14 protein-coding genes, 1 tRNA gene and 1 pseudogene are annotated in these 18,475 nt (G+C 72.2%); 11 read left to right on the forward strand and 5 right to left on the reverse strand.

Features of this window, described 5'->3' with window-relative positions:
* Positions 1-74 precede the first annotated feature (74 nt).
* On the forward strand, positions 75-3,350 hold the full coding sequence (locus ACIQ7D_RS03245) for a family 78 glycoside hydrolase catalytic domain (protein WP_403933055.1): 3,276 nt from the start codon (positions 75-77) through the stop codon (positions 3,348-3,350).
* A 136-nt stretch (positions 3,351-3,486) separates the two neighbouring features.
* On the opposite strand, the gene cobF is transcribed toward ACIQ7D_RS03245, so the two are convergent.
* Positions 3,487-4,260 carry a precorrin-6A synthase (deacetylating) gene (gene cobF / locus ACIQ7D_RS03250; protein ID WP_403933057.1) on the reverse strand — a complete coding sequence of 258 codons (774 nt, stop codon included), beginning with the start codon at positions 4,258-4,260 and terminating at the stop codon, positions 3,487-3,489.
* A gap of 139 nt (positions 4,261-4,399) precedes the next feature.
* Between cobF and ACIQ7D_RS03255 the strand changes: the two genes are divergently transcribed.
* The 3 genes from ACIQ7D_RS03255 to ACIQ7D_RS03265 are packed head-to-tail and all read left to right on the forward strand — an operon-like array spanning position 4,400 to position 7,241.
* Positions 4,400-5,119, forward strand: a complete 720-nt coding sequence (locus ACIQ7D_RS03255) for a (Fe-S)-binding protein (RefSeq protein WP_403933059.1) — start codon at positions 4,400-4,402, stop codon at positions 5,117-5,119.
* On the forward strand, positions 5,116-6,600 hold the full coding sequence (locus ACIQ7D_RS03260) for a LutB/LldF family L-lactate oxidation iron-sulfur protein (protein ID WP_403933061.1): 1,485 nt from the start codon (positions 5,116-5,118) through the stop codon (positions 6,598-6,600). The genes ACIQ7D_RS03255 and ACIQ7D_RS03260 overlap by 4 nt, the downstream gene beginning before the upstream one ends.
* Complete coding sequence (locus tag ACIQ7D_RS03265; protein ID WP_403933062.1) at positions 6,597-7,241, forward strand: lactate utilization protein C; 645 nt, start codon at positions 6,597-6,599, stop codon at positions 7,239-7,241. The genes ACIQ7D_RS03260 and ACIQ7D_RS03265 overlap by 4 nt, the downstream gene beginning before the upstream one ends.
* Positions 7,242-7,269: 28 nt before the next feature.
* On the opposite strand, the gene ACIQ7D_RS03270 is transcribed toward ACIQ7D_RS03265, so the two are convergent.
* Entirely contained in the window at positions 7,270-7,743 is a 474-nt protein-coding gene (locus tag ACIQ7D_RS03270) for a DUF309 domain-containing protein (protein WP_403933064.1), read from the reverse strand.
* Between the two features lie 106 nt (positions 7,744-7,849).
* Here ACIQ7D_RS03270 and ACIQ7D_RS03275 point away from each other — a divergent pair.
* Positions 7,850-7,923, forward strand: a tRNA-Pro gene (locus tag ACIQ7D_RS03275).
* A gap of 252 nt (positions 7,924-8,175) precedes the next feature.
* Here ACIQ7D_RS03275 and ACIQ7D_RS03280 read toward each other — a convergent pair.
* Positions 8,176-8,379, reverse strand: a pseudogene (locus ACIQ7D_RS03280) (transposase family protein); the annotation flags it as partial.
* 19 nt (positions 8,380-8,398) lie between these two features.
* Between ACIQ7D_RS03280 and ACIQ7D_RS03285 the strand changes: the two are divergent.
* From ACIQ7D_RS03285 to ACIQ7D_RS03295, 3 genes are all read left to right on the forward strand, one after another.
* Positions 8,399-9,856: an SDR family oxidoreductase gene (locus tag ACIQ7D_RS03285; RefSeq protein ID WP_403933066.1), complete on the forward strand. Its 1,458-nt coding sequence runs from the start codon at positions 8,399-8,401 to the stop codon at positions 9,854-9,856.
* A 319-nt stretch (positions 9,857-10,175) separates the two neighbouring features.
* Positions 10,176-11,489 carry a hypothetical protein gene (locus tag ACIQ7D_RS03290; RefSeq protein WP_403933068.1) on the forward strand — a complete coding sequence of 438 codons (1,314 nt, stop codon included), beginning with the start codon at positions 10,176-10,178 and terminating at the stop codon, positions 11,487-11,489.
* Between the two features lie 14 nt (positions 11,490-11,503).
* A complete protein-coding gene (locus ACIQ7D_RS03295) occupies positions 11,504-13,120 on the forward strand; it encodes an MFS transporter (RefSeq protein ID WP_403933070.1) in 1,617 nt (538 codons plus the stop codon).
* Between the two features lie 272 nt (positions 13,121-13,392).
* On the opposite strand, the gene ACIQ7D_RS03300 is transcribed toward ACIQ7D_RS03295, so the two are convergent.
* Both ACIQ7D_RS03300 and ACIQ7D_RS03305 read right to left on the reverse strand, forming a co-directional pair.
* Positions 13,393-14,904, reverse strand: coding sequence for a sensor histidine kinase (locus ACIQ7D_RS03300; protein ID WP_403933072.1), 1,512 nt, complete (start codon positions 14,902-14,904; stop codon positions 13,393-13,395).
* Positions 14,904-15,662 (reverse strand): response regulator transcription factor, encoded by a 759-nt coding sequence (locus ACIQ7D_RS03305; RefSeq protein WP_403933074.1) that lies wholly within the window; start codon positions 15,660-15,662, stop codon positions 14,904-14,906. Before ACIQ7D_RS03305 ends, ACIQ7D_RS03300 begins: the two co-directional genes overlap by 1 nt.
* A 158-nt stretch (positions 15,663-15,820) precedes the next feature.
* On the opposite strand from ACIQ7D_RS03305, the gene ACIQ7D_RS03310 reads away from it, so the two are divergent.
* The 3 genes from ACIQ7D_RS03310 to ACIQ7D_RS03320 are packed head-to-tail and all read left to right on the forward strand — an operon-like array spanning position 15,821 to position 18,469.
* Positions 15,821-17,182 (forward strand): ferric reductase-like transmembrane domain-containing protein, encoded by a 1,362-nt coding sequence (locus ACIQ7D_RS03310; RefSeq protein ID WP_403933076.1) that lies wholly within the window; start codon positions 15,821-15,823, stop codon positions 17,180-17,182.
* Between the two features lie 11 nt (positions 17,183-17,193).
* Positions 17,194-17,649, forward strand: a complete 456-nt coding sequence (locus ACIQ7D_RS03315; RefSeq protein ID WP_403933078.1) for an FMN-binding protein — start codon at positions 17,194-17,196, stop codon at positions 17,647-17,649.
* Positions 17,642-18,469, forward strand: coding sequence for an FAD:protein FMN transferase (locus tag ACIQ7D_RS03320; protein WP_403933079.1), 828 nt, complete (start codon positions 17,642-17,644; stop codon positions 18,467-18,469). Before ACIQ7D_RS03315 ends, ACIQ7D_RS03320 begins: the two co-directional genes overlap by 8 nt.
* Positions 18,470-18,475: the final 6 nt, after the last annotated feature.

Genomic DNA, 18,475 nt, shown 5'->3' on the forward strand with positions numbered 1-18,475 from the left:
TCGCGCGGACAACTCGGCCCTACGATGCATACCCGGGACATGAAACGTTTCAATCCTGGGGGGACGCGATGGGCATGGGCTGGACACGCCGAGGTCTTCTGCACACCTCCGCGCTGGGGGCCGGGGCCGGTCTCCTCTCCGGTGTGGCCATGGGCTCCCCGGCCGTCGCCGCGCCCGCGCCGGGCGGCCGGGCCGGGCGGCTCCGCATCGTCTCCGCCACCGTCGAGTACGCCGACTGTGTCCTCGGTACGGCCGGCGTACTCGGCACCGATGCCGTCGCCCCGCTGCTGTCCTGGGTGCTCGACGGCGGCCGGGGCGCGCGGCAGAGCGCGTACCAGATCCGGGCCGCCACTGGTCGGCGCTCCCTCGCGGCGGGCCGTGAACTCCTCTGGGACACCGGCCGCGTGGCATCGGACCGTACCGTCGCCGTGCCCTACGCGGGCCCCGCGCTGCCGCCGCGTACCCGCTGCCACTGGCAGGTCCGCGTCTGGGACGCCGAAGGACGCGCCTCGGCGTGGAGCGCGCCCGGCTGGTGGGAGACCGCGCTCGGTACGGAGCAATGGCACGCCCGGTGGATAGGCGCCGACCAGCCCGCCGGGCCGCCCGGCCTCGACGGCGCGTCCTGGATCTGGACGGCGGGGGCGACCACGGGCGGCGCCCCGGTCGGACCCCGCTGGTTCCGTGGCTCCCTCGGGCTTCCCGAGGGTACGGAGATCACCCGGGCCACCCTCGTCGCCACCGCCGACGACGACTTCACCCTCCATCTGAACGGCCGCCCCGTCCTGCACACGCCCGAGCAGGTGGACGCCTGGCGCACCGGCAGGGCCGCCGATGTCACCGCCGCCGTACGCGCCGCGGCCGGTGGCACGGTCGTCCTCGCGGCGGTCGCCACCAACCGCGGCGGGGCCGCCGCCAATCCGGCCGGACTGCTCGGACGCCTGCTGGTCGAGACCGCCGACGGCGCCACGCGTCAACTGACCACAGGGGACGGTTGGCGTGCCACCGACACCGAGCAACCCGGCTGGGAACAGCCGGAGTTCGACGACACCGGATGGACCGCCGCCACCGTGCTCGCGCCCTACGGTCAGGGACCGTGGGGCGGCGGGGTCTCCGTCGCCGTACCGGAGGCGCCCGCGCCCCTGCTGCGCCGCGCGTTCACCGTACGCAAACCCGTCAGCCGCGCCCGTCTCTACATCAGCGGACTGGCCTACTACGTGGCGGAGTTGAACGGGAAGCGGGTCGGGACCCAGGTGCTCGACCCGGCCTTCACGGACTACGACGAGACCGTGATGTACGCGGTGCACGATGTGACGGCGCTCCTCGAACGCGGTGAGAACGCGCTCGGGGTCACCCTCGGCCGCGGCTTCTACGGCATGACCACCCCCAACGTGTGGAACTGGCACCGGCCCCCGTGGCACGGCGAACCGCGGCTGCTGTGCCGACTGGAGGCGGACCACCCCGACGGCTCCCGCACCACCGTCGTCTCCGACACCGACTGGCGCCTCACCGAGGGCCCCACCCTCACCAACTCCCTCTACGCGGGGGAGACCTACGACGCCCGGCTGGCGCCGGCGGGCTGGACCCTGCCCGGCTTCGACGACAGCTCCTGGCGCCATCCGGCCGAGCAGTCCGCGCCCCGGGGCACCCTGCGCGCCCAGCCGCACGACCCCATCGAGGTCATCGCGACCCACACCCCCACCGCGATCACCGAGCACGCCCCCGGGGTGTACATCGTGGACATGGGCCGTACGACGGCGGGCTGGACCCGGCTGAGCGTACGGGCCCCGGCCGGCACCGTCGTCTCCCTGGTCCACGGCGAGAAACTGAAGGAGGACGGCAGCGTCCACGCCGAGACCGGGCATGTGCCGGGCCGTTTCCAGCGCGACGAGTACATCTGCGCGGGCGGGGGCGCCACCGAGGTGTGGGAGCCGTCGTTCTCGTACAAGGGCTTCCGGTACGTGCAGGTCAGCGGGTTGCCGACGCGTCCGCGCCGGGCCGATCTGGTGGCCAGGACCGTCCATACGGAAGTGGCGGAGGTCAGCGGCTTCGACTGCTCCGAGCCCTTCTACGAACAGCTCGACCGGGCGATGCGCCGCACCCTCCTCAACAACCTGCACGGGATACCCACCGACACCCCGATGTACGAGAAGAACGGCTGGACCGGCGACGCCCAACTCGGCGCGCCCGTCATGGAGTACGCCTTCGGGATGCACCGCTTCCTCACCAAGTGGCTCGGCGACCTGGCGGACAGCCAGAACCCCGACGGGCAACTACCGGTGATCGTGCCCAGCGGCGGCTGGGGCTACGGCGACCTCGGTCCCTCGCCCGAGTGGACGACCGTATATCCGTTCCTGGTACGGGAGATGTACCGGATCTACGGCGACGACCGGGTGGCGCGGGAGCACTGGACGACCCTGACACGTTATCTGGACTGGGAGTTGACACGGCTGGTCGACGGTCTCGCGATCACCGCGCTCGGCGACTATCTGCCGCCCGGCTACGGCGGCAACCCGCCCGAGGACACCCGGCTGACGGCGACCGCGTATCTGCACCGCGCGCTCGTCCAGACGGCCGAGATGGGCGAACTGCTGGGCCACGACGGGACGGCGGCGCGCTACCGGAGCGCGGCGGACGGTCTCAAGGACGCCTTCAACACGGCCTTCCTGGACGCCTCCGGCCACTACAGAACGGCGAAGGACCCCGGCTACCGGCAGACGTCCAATGCCCTCCCGCTGGCCTTCGGACTGGTCCCGAGCGGCGCCCGCGCCTCGGTCGTCGACAGCCTCGTCGCGGACATCACCGCACGCGGCGACCACCTCAACACCGGGGCGCTCGGCACAAGCGTGCTGCTGCGCGTCCTGTGCGCCCACGGCCACCCCGAGGTGGCACACGCCATCGCCACTCAGCGTACGTATCCGAGCTGGGGCTACTGGTTCGACAACGGCGCCGACACCATGTGGGAGATGTGGCCCGCCGACTCGCGCTCGCGTGACCACTACTTCCAGGGCACGGTCGCCCAGTGGCTGTACGAGAACGTGGCCGGGCTGCGTCCCGGGGACGCGGGCTACCGCACCTTCACCGTACGGCCCGACGGCCGGACCGGTGTCACCTGGGCCCGCACCTGGATCCGTACCGTCCGGGGCGAGGCGTCGGTGGCCTGGTCGGCGATCGGCGGCACGCTGCGGCTCGCCGTCCGTGTCCCCCTCGGCGCCACGGCGGAGATCCACGTACCGGCCGCCCGCCGCGACCAGGTCACGGCGCCCGGCGGCGCCGCGTATCTGCGGACGGAGCCGGGGTTCGTGGTCTACCGGGCGGGCCACGGCGCCTGGGACTTCGTGGGGCGCGCCTGATGAGGGCACTCCCCGGATGACAGCGACGACGGCGGTGACAGCGACGACGGCGGTGACGACGCCGGCGGCCACGGCCACGACCGTGTCGACGGCTCGCGCCGCTGCCCCGGTGCGCCCGCGCCCGCGCCGGAACGATTCATCCCCGTCGCAGCAGATACGTGTCCATGATCCAGCCCTTGCGGGCCCGCGCCGCGGACCGCAGCTCCCCGATCCGCTCCGCGACCTCGGAGAGCCGGCCGGAGACCAGGATCTCGTCCTCGGTGCCCACATAGGCGCCCCAGTGGATGACGGGATCGATGTCCAGATGGCGCAGATAGGCCTGGTGCGCGTCGAGCATGACCACGACATCGTCCACCCCGTCCGGCCACCCCTCGGCGAGCCGCCGTCCCGTGGTGATCTCGACGGGACGGCCCACCCGCGTCAGCCCGATCCGGTGCCGCGCGGCCAGCGCGGAGACGCTGCTGATGCCGGGGATCACCTCGTGGTCGAACCGGACCGCGCCCCGCGCCAGGACCTCCTCCAGCACGGCGAGCGTCGAGTCGTACAGAGACGGATCGCCCCAGACCAGGAACGCCCCGGTCCGCGCGGCGTCCGGGCCGTCGTCCAGCTCGTCGGCGATCGCCCGCTCGAAGAGATCGGCCCGGCGTCCGCGCCACGCGTCGACGGCCCCGGGATAGCCCGCGCCGTCGGTGGTCCGGTCCCGCGCGGGGTCGGGGATCTCGACCAGCCGATGGCTGCGACCGTCCGTGTGACGGCGCAGGATCTCGTGCCGCAGGTCGACGGGACCGGCCCTCTCCCCTCCCTTGTCGAGCAGAAAGAACACATCCACCTGACGCAGCGCCTTGACCGCCGAGACGGTCAGATGGTCGGGGTCACCCGCCCCGATACCGATGACATAGATCTTCCTCACCCTGCGGAGTCTGCCGTACCGCGGCCGGGCCCGCAGGGGAGAGCAGCACAAGAGTGGACACATTCATAGGATGTCTGAGAACCCATCACCCCGCACGGGGGACTACCGTGCGGCGCCGGAGCCGACATATGCTCCGCCCATGCGCGCCGCCCTCTTCGTCACCTGCGTCAACGACGCCGTGTATCCGTCCACCGGGATCGCGACCGTACGCCTGCTCGAACGCCTCGGTGTCGACGTCGACTTTCCCGAGGCGCAGACGTGCTGCGGACAGCCGCAGTTCAACACGGGCTACCGGCGCGAGACGGAGCCGCTGGTACGGCGGATGACCACGGCCTTCGAGGGATACGACTATGTGATCACGCCCTCCGGTTCCTGTGCGGCGATGGTCCGCCACCACTATCCGAAGATCGGCGGCGAGGCGGCCGCGGCGCTGGCCGCGCGCACCTACGAGCTGACCGAGTTCCTGGTCGACGTGGTCGGCGTGACTGATGTCGGGGCGTACTTCCCCCACACCGTCACCTACCACCCCTCCTGTCACGGAGTGCGTCTGCTGGGCCTCGGCGAACGCCCCCGCAAACTGCTCGAAGCCGTCCGCGGACTGGAGCTGAGAGAGCTGCCGGGCGCGGCGGAGTGCTGCGGGTTCGGCGGCACCTTCGCCCTGAAGAACTCCGATGTTTCCGCCGCGATGGGCCAGGACAAAGTCCACCACGCCGTCTCCACCGGAGCCGAGGTGCTGTGCGGCGCCGACAACTCCTGTCTGATGCACATCGACGGCATCGCGAGCCGCGAGGCCGCCCCGCTGCGATCCGTGCATCTCGCGGAGATCCTGGCGTCGACCGAAGAGGAGCCGTGGTCATGAGCGGTACGTATCTGGGGATGCCGGCCTTCCCGGTGGCCGCCAGGGAAGCCGTCGCCAACGAGACCCTGCGCGGCAATCTGCGCCACGCCACCCACACCATCCGCGACAAACGCGCCGTCGCCGTGGCGGAGCTGGCCGACTGGGACCTGCTCCGGGAGGCGGGCAAACGGATCAAGGACCACACCCTGCGCCATCTCGACCGCTATCTGGTCCAGTTGGAGGAGTCCGTCACGGCGGCCGGCGGCACCGTCCACTGGGCCGCCGACGCCGACGAGGCGAACCGGATCGTCGCGGACCTGGTCAAGGCCACCGGCGAGAGCGAGGTCGTCAAGGTCAAGTCGATGGCCACCCAGGAGATCGGCCTCAACGAGGCACTGGCCGCCGAAGGCGTCTCCGCGTACGAGACCGACCTCGCCGAACTCATCGTGCAGCTCGGCGACGACCGCCCCTCCCACATCCTGGTCCCGGCGATCCACCGCAACCGCGGCGAGATCCGCGACATCTTCCGCGACCGGATGGCCGACTGGGGCAGGGCCGCCCCCGACGGACTCTCCGACACCCCCGGCGAACTCGCCGAGGCGGCGAGGCTGCACCTGCGCGAGAAGTTCCTGCGCGCCAAGGTCGGCATCTCCGGCGCCAACTTCATGGTCGCCGAGACCGGCACCCTCGTGGTCTTCGAGTCGGAGGGCAACGGACGGATGTGTCTGACCCTCCCCGAGACCCTGATCTCGGTGGTGGGCATCGAGAAGGTCGTGCCGAGCTGGCGGGACCTGGAGGTCTTCCTCCAGACGCTGCCGCGCTCCTCGACGGCCGAGCGGATGAACCCGTACACGAGCATGTGGACGGGCACCCACGACACCGACGGCCCGAGCACCTTCCACCTCGTCCTGCTCGACAACGGCCGCACGGACACCCTGGCCGACGAGGTCGGCCGGCAGGCGCTGCGCTGCATCCGCTGCTCGGCCTGCCTCAACGTCTGCCCGGTGTACGAACGGGCCGGCGGACACGCGTACGGCTCCGTCTACCCCGGCCCCATCGGCGCCATCCTCAGCCCCCAACTCCGCGGCACCCAGAGCGAGATCGACGCCTCGCTGCCGTACGCCTCCTCCCTCTGCGGGGCGTGTTACGAGGTGTGCCCCGTGGCCATCGACATCCCCGAGGTCCTGGTCCACCTCCGCGAACGGGTCGCGGACCAGGGCGGCAAGGGACACCGGCTGGAGAAGGCCGCGATGAAGGCGGCGGGCTGGGTCTTCGACCATCCCCGCGTCCTGGCGGCGGGAGAGCGGGTCGCGTCCAGGACCAGGGCGCTGCACCCCGCCAAGCTCCCGGGAGCCGGGGCCTGGACCGAGGCGCGGGACCTGCCGCGGATGCCGGCCGAGTCGTTCCGCGACTGGTGGAAGCACCACCGCGCCAACGGCACGGGCCAGGCCGGGAACGACACCGCCGGCGCGCACGACGACCGTAAGGACAACGGGACATGACCAGCACCGCCCCCGCTTCGCGCGAGCGGATCCTCGCCCGGATCCGCGGCGCCGTCGCCGACGCCCCCGACGTACCGGAGGCCCCCCGCGACTACCTTGACACGCACACCCCGGCGGACCGGATCACCGACCTGCTCGCCGAGAACCTGGCCGACTACCGCGCCCTCGTCCACCGCACCGACACCGCGGGGCTCCCCGCCCTCCTCGCCCGCCTTCTGGCCCAACGGGGCGCCCGTACCGTCCTCGTACCCCCCCTGCTCCCGGAAGCCTGGCTCTCCGCGACGCCCGGGACGGTGACCCGCGTCCAGGACGAGCCCGGCGCGAGCGCCGGGGCCCTGGACGCGGTCGACAGCGTCGTCACCGGCTGCGCCCTGGCCATCGCCGAGACCGGCACCCTCGTCCTCGACGCGGCGCCGGACCAGGGCCGCCGCAGGATCACCCTCGTGCCCGACCACCACATCTGCGTCGTACGCACCCTGGACCAGGTCGTCGCCTCCGTACCTCAGGCGATGCCGCGGCTGGACCCGACCCGCCCGCTCACCTGGATCTCGGGTCCGTCCGCGACCAGCGACATCGAACTCGACCGGGTCGAGGGCGTGCACGGCCCCCGCAGGCTCGAAGTCGTCCTGCTCACCGACTGACCGAGGCCGGGGCACCGGTGGCGACGGGTCAGGTCAGCCGGGGCGCCTCACGGGCGGCGTCCACCGGCCCGTCGTCCACGCGCCCCGCCAACTCCCTGGCCCACGCCGTCAGCCCGGCCACGTCGATGCCGTGCGGCGTACGGTCCGGATACGCGTCGATCACCCCCGCCCCGCGCAACAGCAGCCGCGCGCCGCCCGCCGCATTGCCCCGGGCGGCATGCGTCAGCCCGACCGCGAGCTGGGCCATCCCCCGCCACAACGACCGCTCCGCCTCAGGACCGGACTTCCACGCGTCCTCGAACACCTCGTGCGCGTGGAACGGCATCCCCGCGTCCAGCAGCCGCTGCGCCTCCCGCAGGGTGTCCCCGGGCGTACGCTCCACGCCCTCCGGCTGCCGCTCCACCCCGGGGGCCCCGTACGCCAACGGCCGCCCCAACCCGTCCCGCGGCCGCGCACTGCGCGCCCGCCCCTCGCTGTCCCGGTCCCGCCGCTCTTCCTTCATGTACCGATTGTCGCGCGGACGGGCCGCGTCTTTCGGCGGCGCGAAGTGGGGTAATGTTCTCCGCGTGGCCAGCCACCGGGGAGACCTTCTCCGGAGGGCAGGACGCCGGGACGTGGCGCAGCTTGGTAGCGCACTTGACTGGGGGTCAAGGGGTCGCAGGTTCAAATCCTGTCGTCCCGACTTGTGTTTTCGCAGGTCGTAGGCGGTATCGGAGAAATCCGATGCCGCCTTTCGGTGTTTCTTGGGGACCGGTTGGGGACCGGTCTCGGCGGGATCTCCTTCCTCCACGCTCGCCCGGCCCGGCCGATCTGGTCGCGCCGCGATCCGTGGGCACCGGCGAGCACACCGGGACCGGACCTCGCGCCATGGCGACCTTCCGCAAAGAGCACCCGGGCGATCCGCCGACAGCGTACTCGCTCAAGGAGCGGACACGGTCGCGATCCCGATGCCGAACCCGGCAGCGAGTTGAGCGTAGGTGTCACCGCACCGCAGATGAGCCAGCGCGAGTAGGGCCTGCCGCCCGACTGGCAGGCGCCGCCACCGCGTCCCGATCTCCAGCTGTCTGGCCGACAGTTGTCCGGCCAGGAACCGCAGGGTTCGGCTCGACAGATCGATCGAGGACGGGTAGACAAGCACGTGAAGCTCCCGAAAGCTGTTGTGGCCCAAGCTCGTGGAGCGTTACGGCGAGCGACTGGAGCATCTGTACGCCGAGATCTCGGCCCACGAGACCCAGGAGTTGCTCGACCTGCGCCGCACGGCCGGCGACCAGCCGATGCCGGCGACGGTCCAGCGGGCCGCGCGGGCGCTGCTGGTGGGCTCGATGACGGAGGTGAGTCCCGCCGCGCACTTCCGGGACCTCGGCGGCGACTCGCTGTCCGCGGTGTCACTGTCGAACCTGTTGCACGACACCTTCGGCGTCCGGGTACCGGTCGACGTCATCATCAGTCCCGCGCACGACCTGCGGCAGCTGGCCGCCTACGTCGAGTCCAAGCGCACGGCCACCGCGACGCGGCCCACCTTCGCGTCGGTGCACGGCGAGGACGCCACCGAGGCGCACGCCAAGGACCTCGTCCTGGGCCGGTTCATCGATGCGGCGACTCTCGACGGCGCCCGCCGCCTCCCGCGCCCCGCCGGGGAACCACGCCGCGTTCTGCTGACCGGCGCGAGCGGATATCTGGGGCGCTTCCTCACCCTGGAGTGGCTCCATCGGCTGGCCCCGGCCGACGGCAAGCTGATCGTCGTGGTCCGCGGCAAGGACCCGGACGCCGCCCGACAGCGACTGGCCGATGCCTTCGGCAGCGAGGACTCCGAACTGACGTGCACTTTCGAGGAGTTGGCCGCGGAGCACCTGGAAGTGCTGGCAGGAGACATCGCCGAGCCACGGCTCGGCCTGGACGAGGCGACGTGGGAACGGCTGACCGGTGAGGTGGACCTGATCGTCCACGCGGGCGCCCTGGTGAACCACGTGCTGCCTTACCGCCACCTGTTCGACGCCAACGTCCTCGGAACCGCGGAGCTCATCCGGCTGTCCCTGACCGAACGGCTCAAGCCGGTCACGTACATCTCCAGCGTGGCCGTGTCCAGATCCCGGAGGGGACAGCCCCTCGACGAGGACACCGACCTGCGCGCCGCGCTGCCGGTCCAGCCCCTCGACGACGGGTACGCCGGCGGGTACACGACGAGCAAGTGGGCAGGGGAGGTGCTGCTGCGGGAGGCGCACGACCTGTGCGACCTGCCCGAGGCGCAGCGCCAGTACTCCGTCCTTCCCCTGCTCCAAGCCTTCCAGGCACCGGGAGAGGCTGTGCCGGGTCGGATGTCCCGTCGGCCCGCTTCCGGGAGGCGGTCCAGTCGTCAGGGGGCGGGCCCCGCGCCATGCGGCCGTCCGGTGGAAGTCGCGGGGCGGCGCACCGATCGGCGCCACGGTGTCGCTGGTCACTCCGTCCGACGGGGGCGGGTGAGCGTGGCGAAGAGGGCGGCGAAGTTGTCGAGGGTCTCCACGGCCGCATCGCTGTCCCGGTGCGAGAGCCGAGGCCGGCCTCGGCGGCCAGGCAGCGGGAGCGCAGCAGACCGGCGAGGTCCGGGGCGAGCGTCTCGACCTGGGCGAGGGTGGTGACCGTGCCGTCGGGTGGGGGCTCCCACTGGCCGGTGCGGGTGCCGGAGGCGTCGGTGAGCAGCCTGTGGACGCCCAGGAAACGGCCGCCCCGCGGATCCTGCCGCACGGCGCCGTACCCGCACTCGGCCGTGGACCGATCCCGTCTTGTCGCCGCCGGCCGTGTCGACTTCGTCAGAAGACGTTTCCGCCTGCGTAGTCGCGATGAACCCGCGGGTCGTCCTCCCGCCCCGTTCCCGTGGGTCCTGCCGTTGGCCCGTACGTTCACACGCACGGTTCGCCCGGGTCGCGCGTCCCCTGCCGCGGGGATCTCCTGGTGTACATGAGCGACGATGGCGACCCCGGGCTCTCGGACCGGGAGCGCGGAGAACTGGACGAACTGCGAAACCGGTTGAGCGTCCTGGAGCAGGGCGGGCGGTCGCGGGCGGCGGGCCATCACCGGTTCCGCTCGCTCGGATCGGTCCTTTTGATCCTCCTCGCCGCGCTGCTGTCGCTGCTGTCCGTCGTGGCGGTGTGGGCGAACAGCATCGTGCGGGACACCGACCGCTACGTCGCCACCGTCGGCCCGCTGGCCAAGGATCCCGATGTGCGGAAGGCCGTCACCCACCGGGTCACCACGGTGGTCCTGGCGCAGATCAATGTGGACGCGCTGGTCAGGGAGGTGTCGAAGGCGGCATCGGAGAAGGGCGTCCCGCCCCGGGCGGCGAAGCTGCTGAACAGCCTGGACGGGCCGATCACTCAGGGTCTCAAACAACTGATCAGCGGAACGGTGGAGCGGGTGGTCACCAGCAGTGCCTTCCAGACCGTCTGGGTGAACGGCAACCGCAGGGCGCACAGCGCTCTCGACAAGGCCCTGACCGGGCAGGCGAACGGCGCGGTCTCGGTGAAGAACAACCAGGTCACCATCGACGTGGCCCCGATCATTGCCAAAGTCAAGGATCGCCTGGTCAGCGCGGGCTTCGGTCCCGCCGCGAAGATCCCGGCCGTCCACACGAGCTTCGTCGTGTTCGAGTCGCAGGATGTCGGCAAGATCAAGGCATATCTGCGCGTCCTGCAGATCCTCGGCGGCTGGCTGCCCGTCATCGCCCTGCTCATCGCCGCCGCCGGGGTGTACGTGGCGGTCAACCGCCGGCATGCGCTGATCGGGGTCGCGCTGGCGGTGTTCGTCGCCATGCTGGTTCTCGGTATCGCCCTCACCGTCGTGCGCGACGTCTACCTCAACCATCTGCCGCCCGGGGCGTCCCAGGCGGCTGCCGGATCCGTGTACGACGCGCTGGTCACGTTCCTGCGCGCCGGTGTACGGGCGCTCGGCGCCGTCGCTCTCTTCACCGCTCTCGGCGTGTTCCTCGCCGGTCCGTCCCGTATCGCCATTCTCACCCGTACGGGCTGCCGCAGGAGCATTGCCGCTCTGCGTGAGGTGGCGGTGTCGGCGGGGCTTCGCCTGGGGCCGGTCGGGCGGTTCGTGCACCGCTTCAAGCGCTGGATCGGGGCTGTCATCCTGGTGGTCGCGGCGATCGTCCTGTTCACCTGGACCTACCCGACCATGGTGGTCGTGGTGTGGACGGCGGTCCTCACGCTGGTCGGCTTCGCGATCCGCGAATTCCTGGACGTCGGCGACACCTCGCCCACCGGCTGATCGGCGGTACGGACATGACCGCCGAAGCGGACGAGCACGGGAGTTCGGCATCGGCTCGGACCGTCCTGCTGACACTCGCGGCAGGACAGTTCCTGATGGCGCTCGACAGCTCCGTCATGAACGTGTCGATCGCGACGGTGGCCGAGGACGTGAACAGCACCGTGACCGGGATCCAGGGCGCGATCACCGCGTACACGCTCGTGATGGCGATGCTCATGATCCCCGGCGGCAAGGTGGGCGCGCTGATCGGCCGCAAGCGGGCGTTCATGATCGGCTGTGTCATCTACGGGTGCGGGTCGCTGACGACGGCGCTCGCCCCGAACCTGCCGGTGCTGCTGGTCGGCTGGGCGTTCCTGGAGGGGGTCGGGGCGGCGCTGATCCTGCCCGCGATCGTGGCACTCGTCGCCGGGAACTTCGCTGTGGAACGCCGCCCCGGCGCCTACGGACTCGTCGCCGCCGCCGGGGCGGTGGCGATCGCGGTGGGGCCGCTCGTCGGGGGTGTGGCGACGACGTACTTCTCCTGGCGCTGGGTGTTCGCCGGTGAGGTGCTGCTCGTGCTCGGCATCCTGGTGCTCGCCCGGCGGGTCGCCGACGCGGTGCCCGACAAACGTCCGCGCATCGATCTCGTCGGGGTCGTGCTCTCCGCCCTGGGGCTCGGGATCTTCGTCTTCGGTGTCCTGCGCTCGGACCAGTGGGGCTGGTTCCGGCCGAAACCCGACGCGCCCTCGTGGCTGGGAGTCTCGCCGGTCGTGTGGCTGATGCTGGCGGGTCTGTTCCTGCTCTGGGCCTTCCTCCGCTGGGAGGCGCGGCTCGTCGTACAGGGCAGGGAGCCGCTCGTGGACCCGGCACTGCTGGAGAACAAGCAGCTCACCGGCGGCCTGACCATGTTCTTCTTCCAGTACCTCGTACAGATGGGCGTGTTCTTCGTCGTACCGCTCTATCTGTCGGTGGCGCTCGGTCTCTCCGCGCTCGGTACCGGCGTGCGCATTCTGCCCCTCTCGCTGACGCTGCTGGCCGCCGCGATCCTGATCCCGCGTCTTCTCCCGGACATCTCACCGCGGCGGGTGGTGCGGGCCGGGGTCCTCTCCCTGTTCGCGGGGGCGGTGGCCCTGATGGCCGCGCTGGACGCGGGCGCGGGCGCGGAGATCGTCACGATTCCGCTGCTGCTGATCGGGCTGGGCATGGGTGCGCTGGCCTCGCAGCTCGGCGCGGTCACCGTGTCCGCGGTGCCCGACGAGCAGAGCGCGGAGGTCGGCGGCATCCAGAACTCCGTCACCAATCTCGGGGCCTCGATCGGCACGGCCCTCGCCGGGTCGATCATGATCGCCACGCTGACCACGTCGTTCCTGACCAGCATCGAACAGAACCCGGCGGTCCCGTCCGACGTCAAGAACCAGGCGAACGCCCAGCTCCGGAGCGGTGTGCCGTTCCTGTCGGACGCCCAGCTCACGTCCGTCCTCAAGGACGCCGGCGCGAGCGAGGACGTGACGTCCGCCGCGCTCGACGCGAACGCGGAGGCGAGAATCGAAGGCCTGCGCGCCGCCCTCGCCGCCCTCGCGCTCAGCGCCCTCCTCGCGCTGTACTTCACCCACCGGATCCCGACGGCCCAGCCCGGTTCGACCACGCCGTAGCGGTGGTCGGCGCGTTGGCCGTCACCGACCAGCAGCGGTCATCGAAGACATCGCCGACATGGCCCTATGAGAGCCGCGCTTCCAGAAGAAGCCGCCGAGAGCGTCGGCAGCCCGCCCTCGGGGTGCGGACAACCCGGAGGGGCGAGTCGGCGCGTGTTCGACCAAGCGCGTCGCGGAGCCGTCCGACAGCTCGTTTCGGCTCTCCGCCGACGATCCGGAGTGCTGGGCGGACACCGCCCAGCGGCTTCATGTGCCGTACCACCACGGGATCATCAGCACGGCCCGTCGGCTCGCTCTGCGTGGTCCGAAGACCCCTCCGGCCATGGCGCGGGGAGTACCACGGTGAAGACCGTGCGCCCGGGCCGGCTCTCGACATCGACCGTGCCGTCGTGCGCGGTCACCACCGCGTGGACGATGGCGAGGCCCAGGCCGGTGCTGCCCGCCGTACGCGAGCGGCTGTGGTCCGCGCGGACGAAGCGGCCGAACACCTCGGGCCGAAGCTCCCCGGGGATGCCGGGACCGTTGTCGGCGACCGTGAGCCGGACGCCGGGCTCCTCGGCGGACAGCCCTACGGTGACCACCGTGCCGTCCGGTGTGTGGGTACGGGCGTTGGCGAGGAGGTTCCCGACGGCCTGGTGCAGCCGGTGTTCGTCGCCCATGACCGTCACCGCTTCTTCGGGCAGGTCGAGCAGCCACCGGTGCTCGGGGCCCGCGGCCCGCGCGTCCTCCGTCGCGTCCAGGACGAGCCGCGTCAGATCCACCGGGGCCCGGTCCAGGGCGCGCCCCGCGTCGATCCGGGCGAGCAGCAGGAGGTCGTCGACGAGGCGGCTCATCCGCCGGGACTCGGCGTGGATCCGGTCCACCGCACGCCGGACCTCGGGCGGTACGGGGCCGCGGTGCCGCAGCGCGAGCTCCGCGTGGCCGCGGATGTTGGCCACGGGGGTGCGCAGCTCGTGGCTGGCGTCCGCGGCGAAGTGACGCAGCCGTTCCTCACTGGCCTGGCGGCGTTCCAGGGCGCTGCCGACATGGCCGAGCATGCGGTTGACCGCGGTGGCCACCTGCCCGACCTCGGTCCGGGGGTCGGTGACCGGGACCGGCTCCGGCATGGCGACGTCGCCGCTGGCCAGGGGACGCTCGGCCACGCTCGCCGCCGTGGCGGTGACCCGGCGCAGGGGCCGCAGGGAGAGCCGTACCCACAGGGCTCCCACGACGCCGGTGGCGGCGAGGGCCGCCCCGAAGACCACCGCCTCCACGCCCTCCAGCCGGTGCACCGTCTCCTCGACGGGCCGCAGTGGCAGCCCGGTGATCAGGACGTCCTGGTCGTCGCCCCGTACGGCGGTGAGCCGGTAGGCGCCGAGAGCGGACAGCCGCCGGCTGTGGCCGTTCCCGTCGACGGGGAGACCGACCAGGGCCCGCCGGTCCCCGGCGGTGAGCGGCACCGGGGCGTCCGTCCGGTCCCGTACGACGGCCGCCTGGGTGGTCGTGCCGTGCAGCAGGCGGGCGCCGAAGGTGCCCTCCGACTGGCCCCGGGTGTCGGGCCGGTTGTCGGAGTCCGGGGTGGCCTCGTGCTCCAGGCTCGCCGCGAACCGCCCCCCGGACGCGGTGAGCTGCTGGTCCAGCCGTCGTACGAGGAACCCTTCGAGCGCCAGCACGGTCGTGACGCCCACGGCCAGACACGCGAGCGCCAGCAGCACGACGAGTCCGGTGGTGAGCTGGCCGCGCAGGGTCCGGGGGCGCAGGCGACGGGCCAGGGCGGCTGCCCTCGCGGGGACGCCGGCGTCCATCAGGCACCCGGCTTGAGGACGTAACCCACCCCGCGCACGGTGTGGATCATCGGGCTCCGGCCCGCGTCGACCTTCTTGCGCAGATAGCTGATGTACAGCTCGACGACATGCGCGCGGCCGCCGAAGTCGTACGACCACACCCGGTCGAGGATCTGCGCCTTGGACATCACACGGCGCGGGTTACGCATGAGGAACCTGAGCAGTTCGAACTCCGTACGGGACAGTTCCACGAGCGCGCCGCCCCGGGTCACCTCGCGCGCCTCCTCGTCCATGACCAGATCGCCGACCGCCAGCCGGTCGCCGCCGTCAGGCCGGCCGGCGCCGGGCTCGCGCGCCATGCCCGCCCTGCGCAGCAGCCCGCGCAGCCGGGCCAGCACCTCTTCCAGGCTGAAGGGCTTGGTCACATAGTCGTCGCCGCCGGCCGTGATTCCGGCGATACGGTCCTGCACGGAGTCGCGCGCGGTGAGGAAGAGCACACACACATGTCCCAGCTCCCCGCTCGCCGCCCGCAGCTCGCGCAGCACCCGCAGGCCGTCCATGTCGGGCAGCATCCAGTCCAGGACCACGGCGTGCGGCCGGAAGGCGCGGGCGACGGCGACGGCGCTCGCCCCGTCGGCGGCCGTACGGACCTGCCAGCCCTCGTCCGACAGCACGCCGGACAGGACCTCGGTGAGGTCTGGCTCGTCGTCGACGACGAGCACCCGGACGGGGCCGCCGTCGGCGCCGTACAGACGGGGCGGGGAGATGTCGCTGTTCATGGTGGCTCCAGCATCGCTCGCCAGCGACGGCGCGGGGCGGCGGCCAGGCTCTGAGTTTCTTCTGAATACGGACGGCGGCACCGGACCGGCCGCCGTTCTCAGAGGCTTCTCAGAGGTCACACTGTGACGCTGGCCCTCACTGTGAAGGAGAGGGCCTCATGAGTACGGCGATCCCCACCCGCCATCCGGCGGGCCGCACGGCCCGTCCACGCCGTCCGCGCTCGCTCGTTCCGCTGCTGACGCGGTCCGCCATCTGGGTGGGTGCCGCCGGGGTGCTCGCTCTGTGGTGGACCGACACCTCCTCCGTGGTGGGCGTGGCAGGCTGGTCGACCGACGCGGGGCGGATCACGGGACTGCTGGCCGGCTACGCCTGCGCCGTACTGGTCGCGCTGATGGCCCGCGTTCCCGTCCTGGACCACACCGTCGGCAGCGACCGGCTCGCGCGCTGGCACGCCATGGGCGGCCGGTACACGGTCTCCCTCGTGCTCGCCCACACGCTGCTGATCATCTGGGGGTACGCGCTGACCTCGGGCACCGGTGTGGTGGACCAGACGTCCACGCTCGTCCTGCACTATCCGGACATGCTCAAGGCGACCGCCGGCTTCCTGCTGCTGGTCGCCACCGGGATCGTCTCGGCGCGGGCCGCGCGCCGCAGGATGCGGTACGAGACCTGGCACTACCTCCACTTCGCGACCTACCTGGCGGTCTTCCTCGCCTTCTTCCACCAGCTCGGCAACGGCGCGGATTTCGTCGGCCACCCCGCCGCCCGAGCGGTCTGGTACGCCCTGTACCTCGGTGTGGCGGCGCTGATCGGCTGGTACCGCTTCGTGGTCCCCGTACGGCGCGCGCTCCGTCACCGGCTGCGCGTCGCCGGTCTGCGGTACGAGGCACCGGGGGTCGTCTCCGTCCATCTGACCGGCAGACATCTGGAGGAACTGAACGCGCGCCCGGGGCAGTTCTTCCGCTGGCGATTCCTGGCTCCCGGCCTGTGGTGGGCCGCCAACCCGTACTCGCTCTCCGCCCCGCCGCACCCCCGCGAACTGCGGATCACCGTCAAGGCGGCGGGCGGGCACAGTGCCGCCCTCACCACGCTCCGGCCGGGCACCCGGGTGTGGGCCGAGGGCCCGTACGGTGCCTTCACGGCGGCGCGGCGCCGGTCGCCCAAGGTGCTGCTGCTGGCGGGCGGCGTCGGGATCACCCCGCTGCGGGCGCTCTTCGAGACCCTGCCGGGCGAGGTGACGCTGGTCTACCGGGCCCGCCGCCCGGAGGATCTTGCGCTGCGCGGCGAACTCGACGCGATCGCCGCCGCCCGGGGCGCCGTCGTGCACTACGTGGCCGGCGGGGCCGCCGAGGCATCCTCACCGCTGACCGCCCGCGCCCTGGCCCGCCTGGTGCCCGACCTCGCCGCGCACGAGGTGTACCTGTGCGGCCCGCCCGGGATGACCGACGCCGCCCGGCGCGCCCTGCGCGCGGCCGGCGTGCCGCGCCGCCACATCCACCACGAGTCGTTCGCCTTCTGAGGAGCCCCACCGTGTCCGCACCCGTCCGCCGAGCCGTGCTGGCCGCCGCGTCGACCAGCGCCGTCGTCGTTCTGCTGCTCTCGCTGAAGCCGCACCACACCGCCGTTCTGGCCGGCGGCGTACCCCCGGCGCCCACCGCGCCCCCGTCGCGGAGCACGGCGTCGCCATCACCGGGCGGCTCGCCCCCGGCCGGCGGCACCTACACCGGCGATGCCGTGTCCACCCGGTACGGCACGGTGCAGGTCGCCGCGACTCTCAGGAACGGGCGGCTGACCGCGGTCAAGATCCTCCGGACGCCGTCCGGTGACGGTCGCAGTCGGCAGCTGGCCGACTACGCCGTGCCCCAACTGACACAGGAGGCACTGGGGGCGCACAGCGCGCACATCGACGCGGTCTCCGGCGCCAGTTACACCAGCCAGGGCTACATCCGGTCCCTGCAGAGCGCGCTGGACCGCGCCGGTGTCTGACACCCCGCGCGGACTGCGCCATGTCGAGCACGTGATGGGGACCGTCTTCTCCTTCGACATCCGCGACCCCCGCACCCCGGCGATCGGCGCGGCCCTGCGGGAGGCCGTGGCCTGGCTGCACCACGTCGACGCCGAGTACTCCCCGTACCGGCCCGACAGCGCCGTCAGCCGTCTGGCGCGCGGCGAGACCCGACCGGCCGACTGCTCGCGGGAGGTACGGGACGTCCTCGCCCTCTGCGAAGGCGCCGCACGGGTCAGCGGCGGCTGGTTCAGCCACCGGCCGGGCGGCGGGCTCGACCCCTCCGGTCTGGTCAAGGGCTGGTCGATCGAGCACGCCTCGCGCATCCTGGACGACGCGGGTGCCCGTAACACCTGTGTCAACGGCGGCGGCGACCTCCGGCTCAGGGGCGAGGCGGCACCCGGCAGACCGTGGAGTGTCGGCATCGCCCATCCGCTGCGGCCGGGCGCGCTGTGCGCGGTCGTCACCGGCCGCGACCTGGCCGTCGCCACCTCGGGCACGGCGGAACGAGGCGCCCACATCGTCGACCCGCACACCGGCGCACCCGCCCCGGGCCCCGCCTCCGTCACACTCACCGGCCCCGGGCTGACCCTGACCGACGCGTACGCCACCGCCGCCTTCGCCATGGGGGACTTGGCCCGCGACTGGGTGGCGTCCCTCGACGGCTACGAGGCGTTCGCCGTCCTGTCCGACGGCATCGCCTGGCGGACGCCGGGCTTCCCCGGGACCCGTGTACCGCAACGCGATCGCCGGGCCGACGGGATCGCACTCGACGTCCCCCTTCGTGAATCCTGCCGCTGAGGGCGA

The sequence above is a fragment of the Streptomyces sp. NPDC096310 genome (assembly GCF_044763125.1).
Taxonomy (GTDB): Bacteria; Actinomycetota; Actinomycetes; order Streptomycetales; family Streptomycetaceae; genus Streptomyces.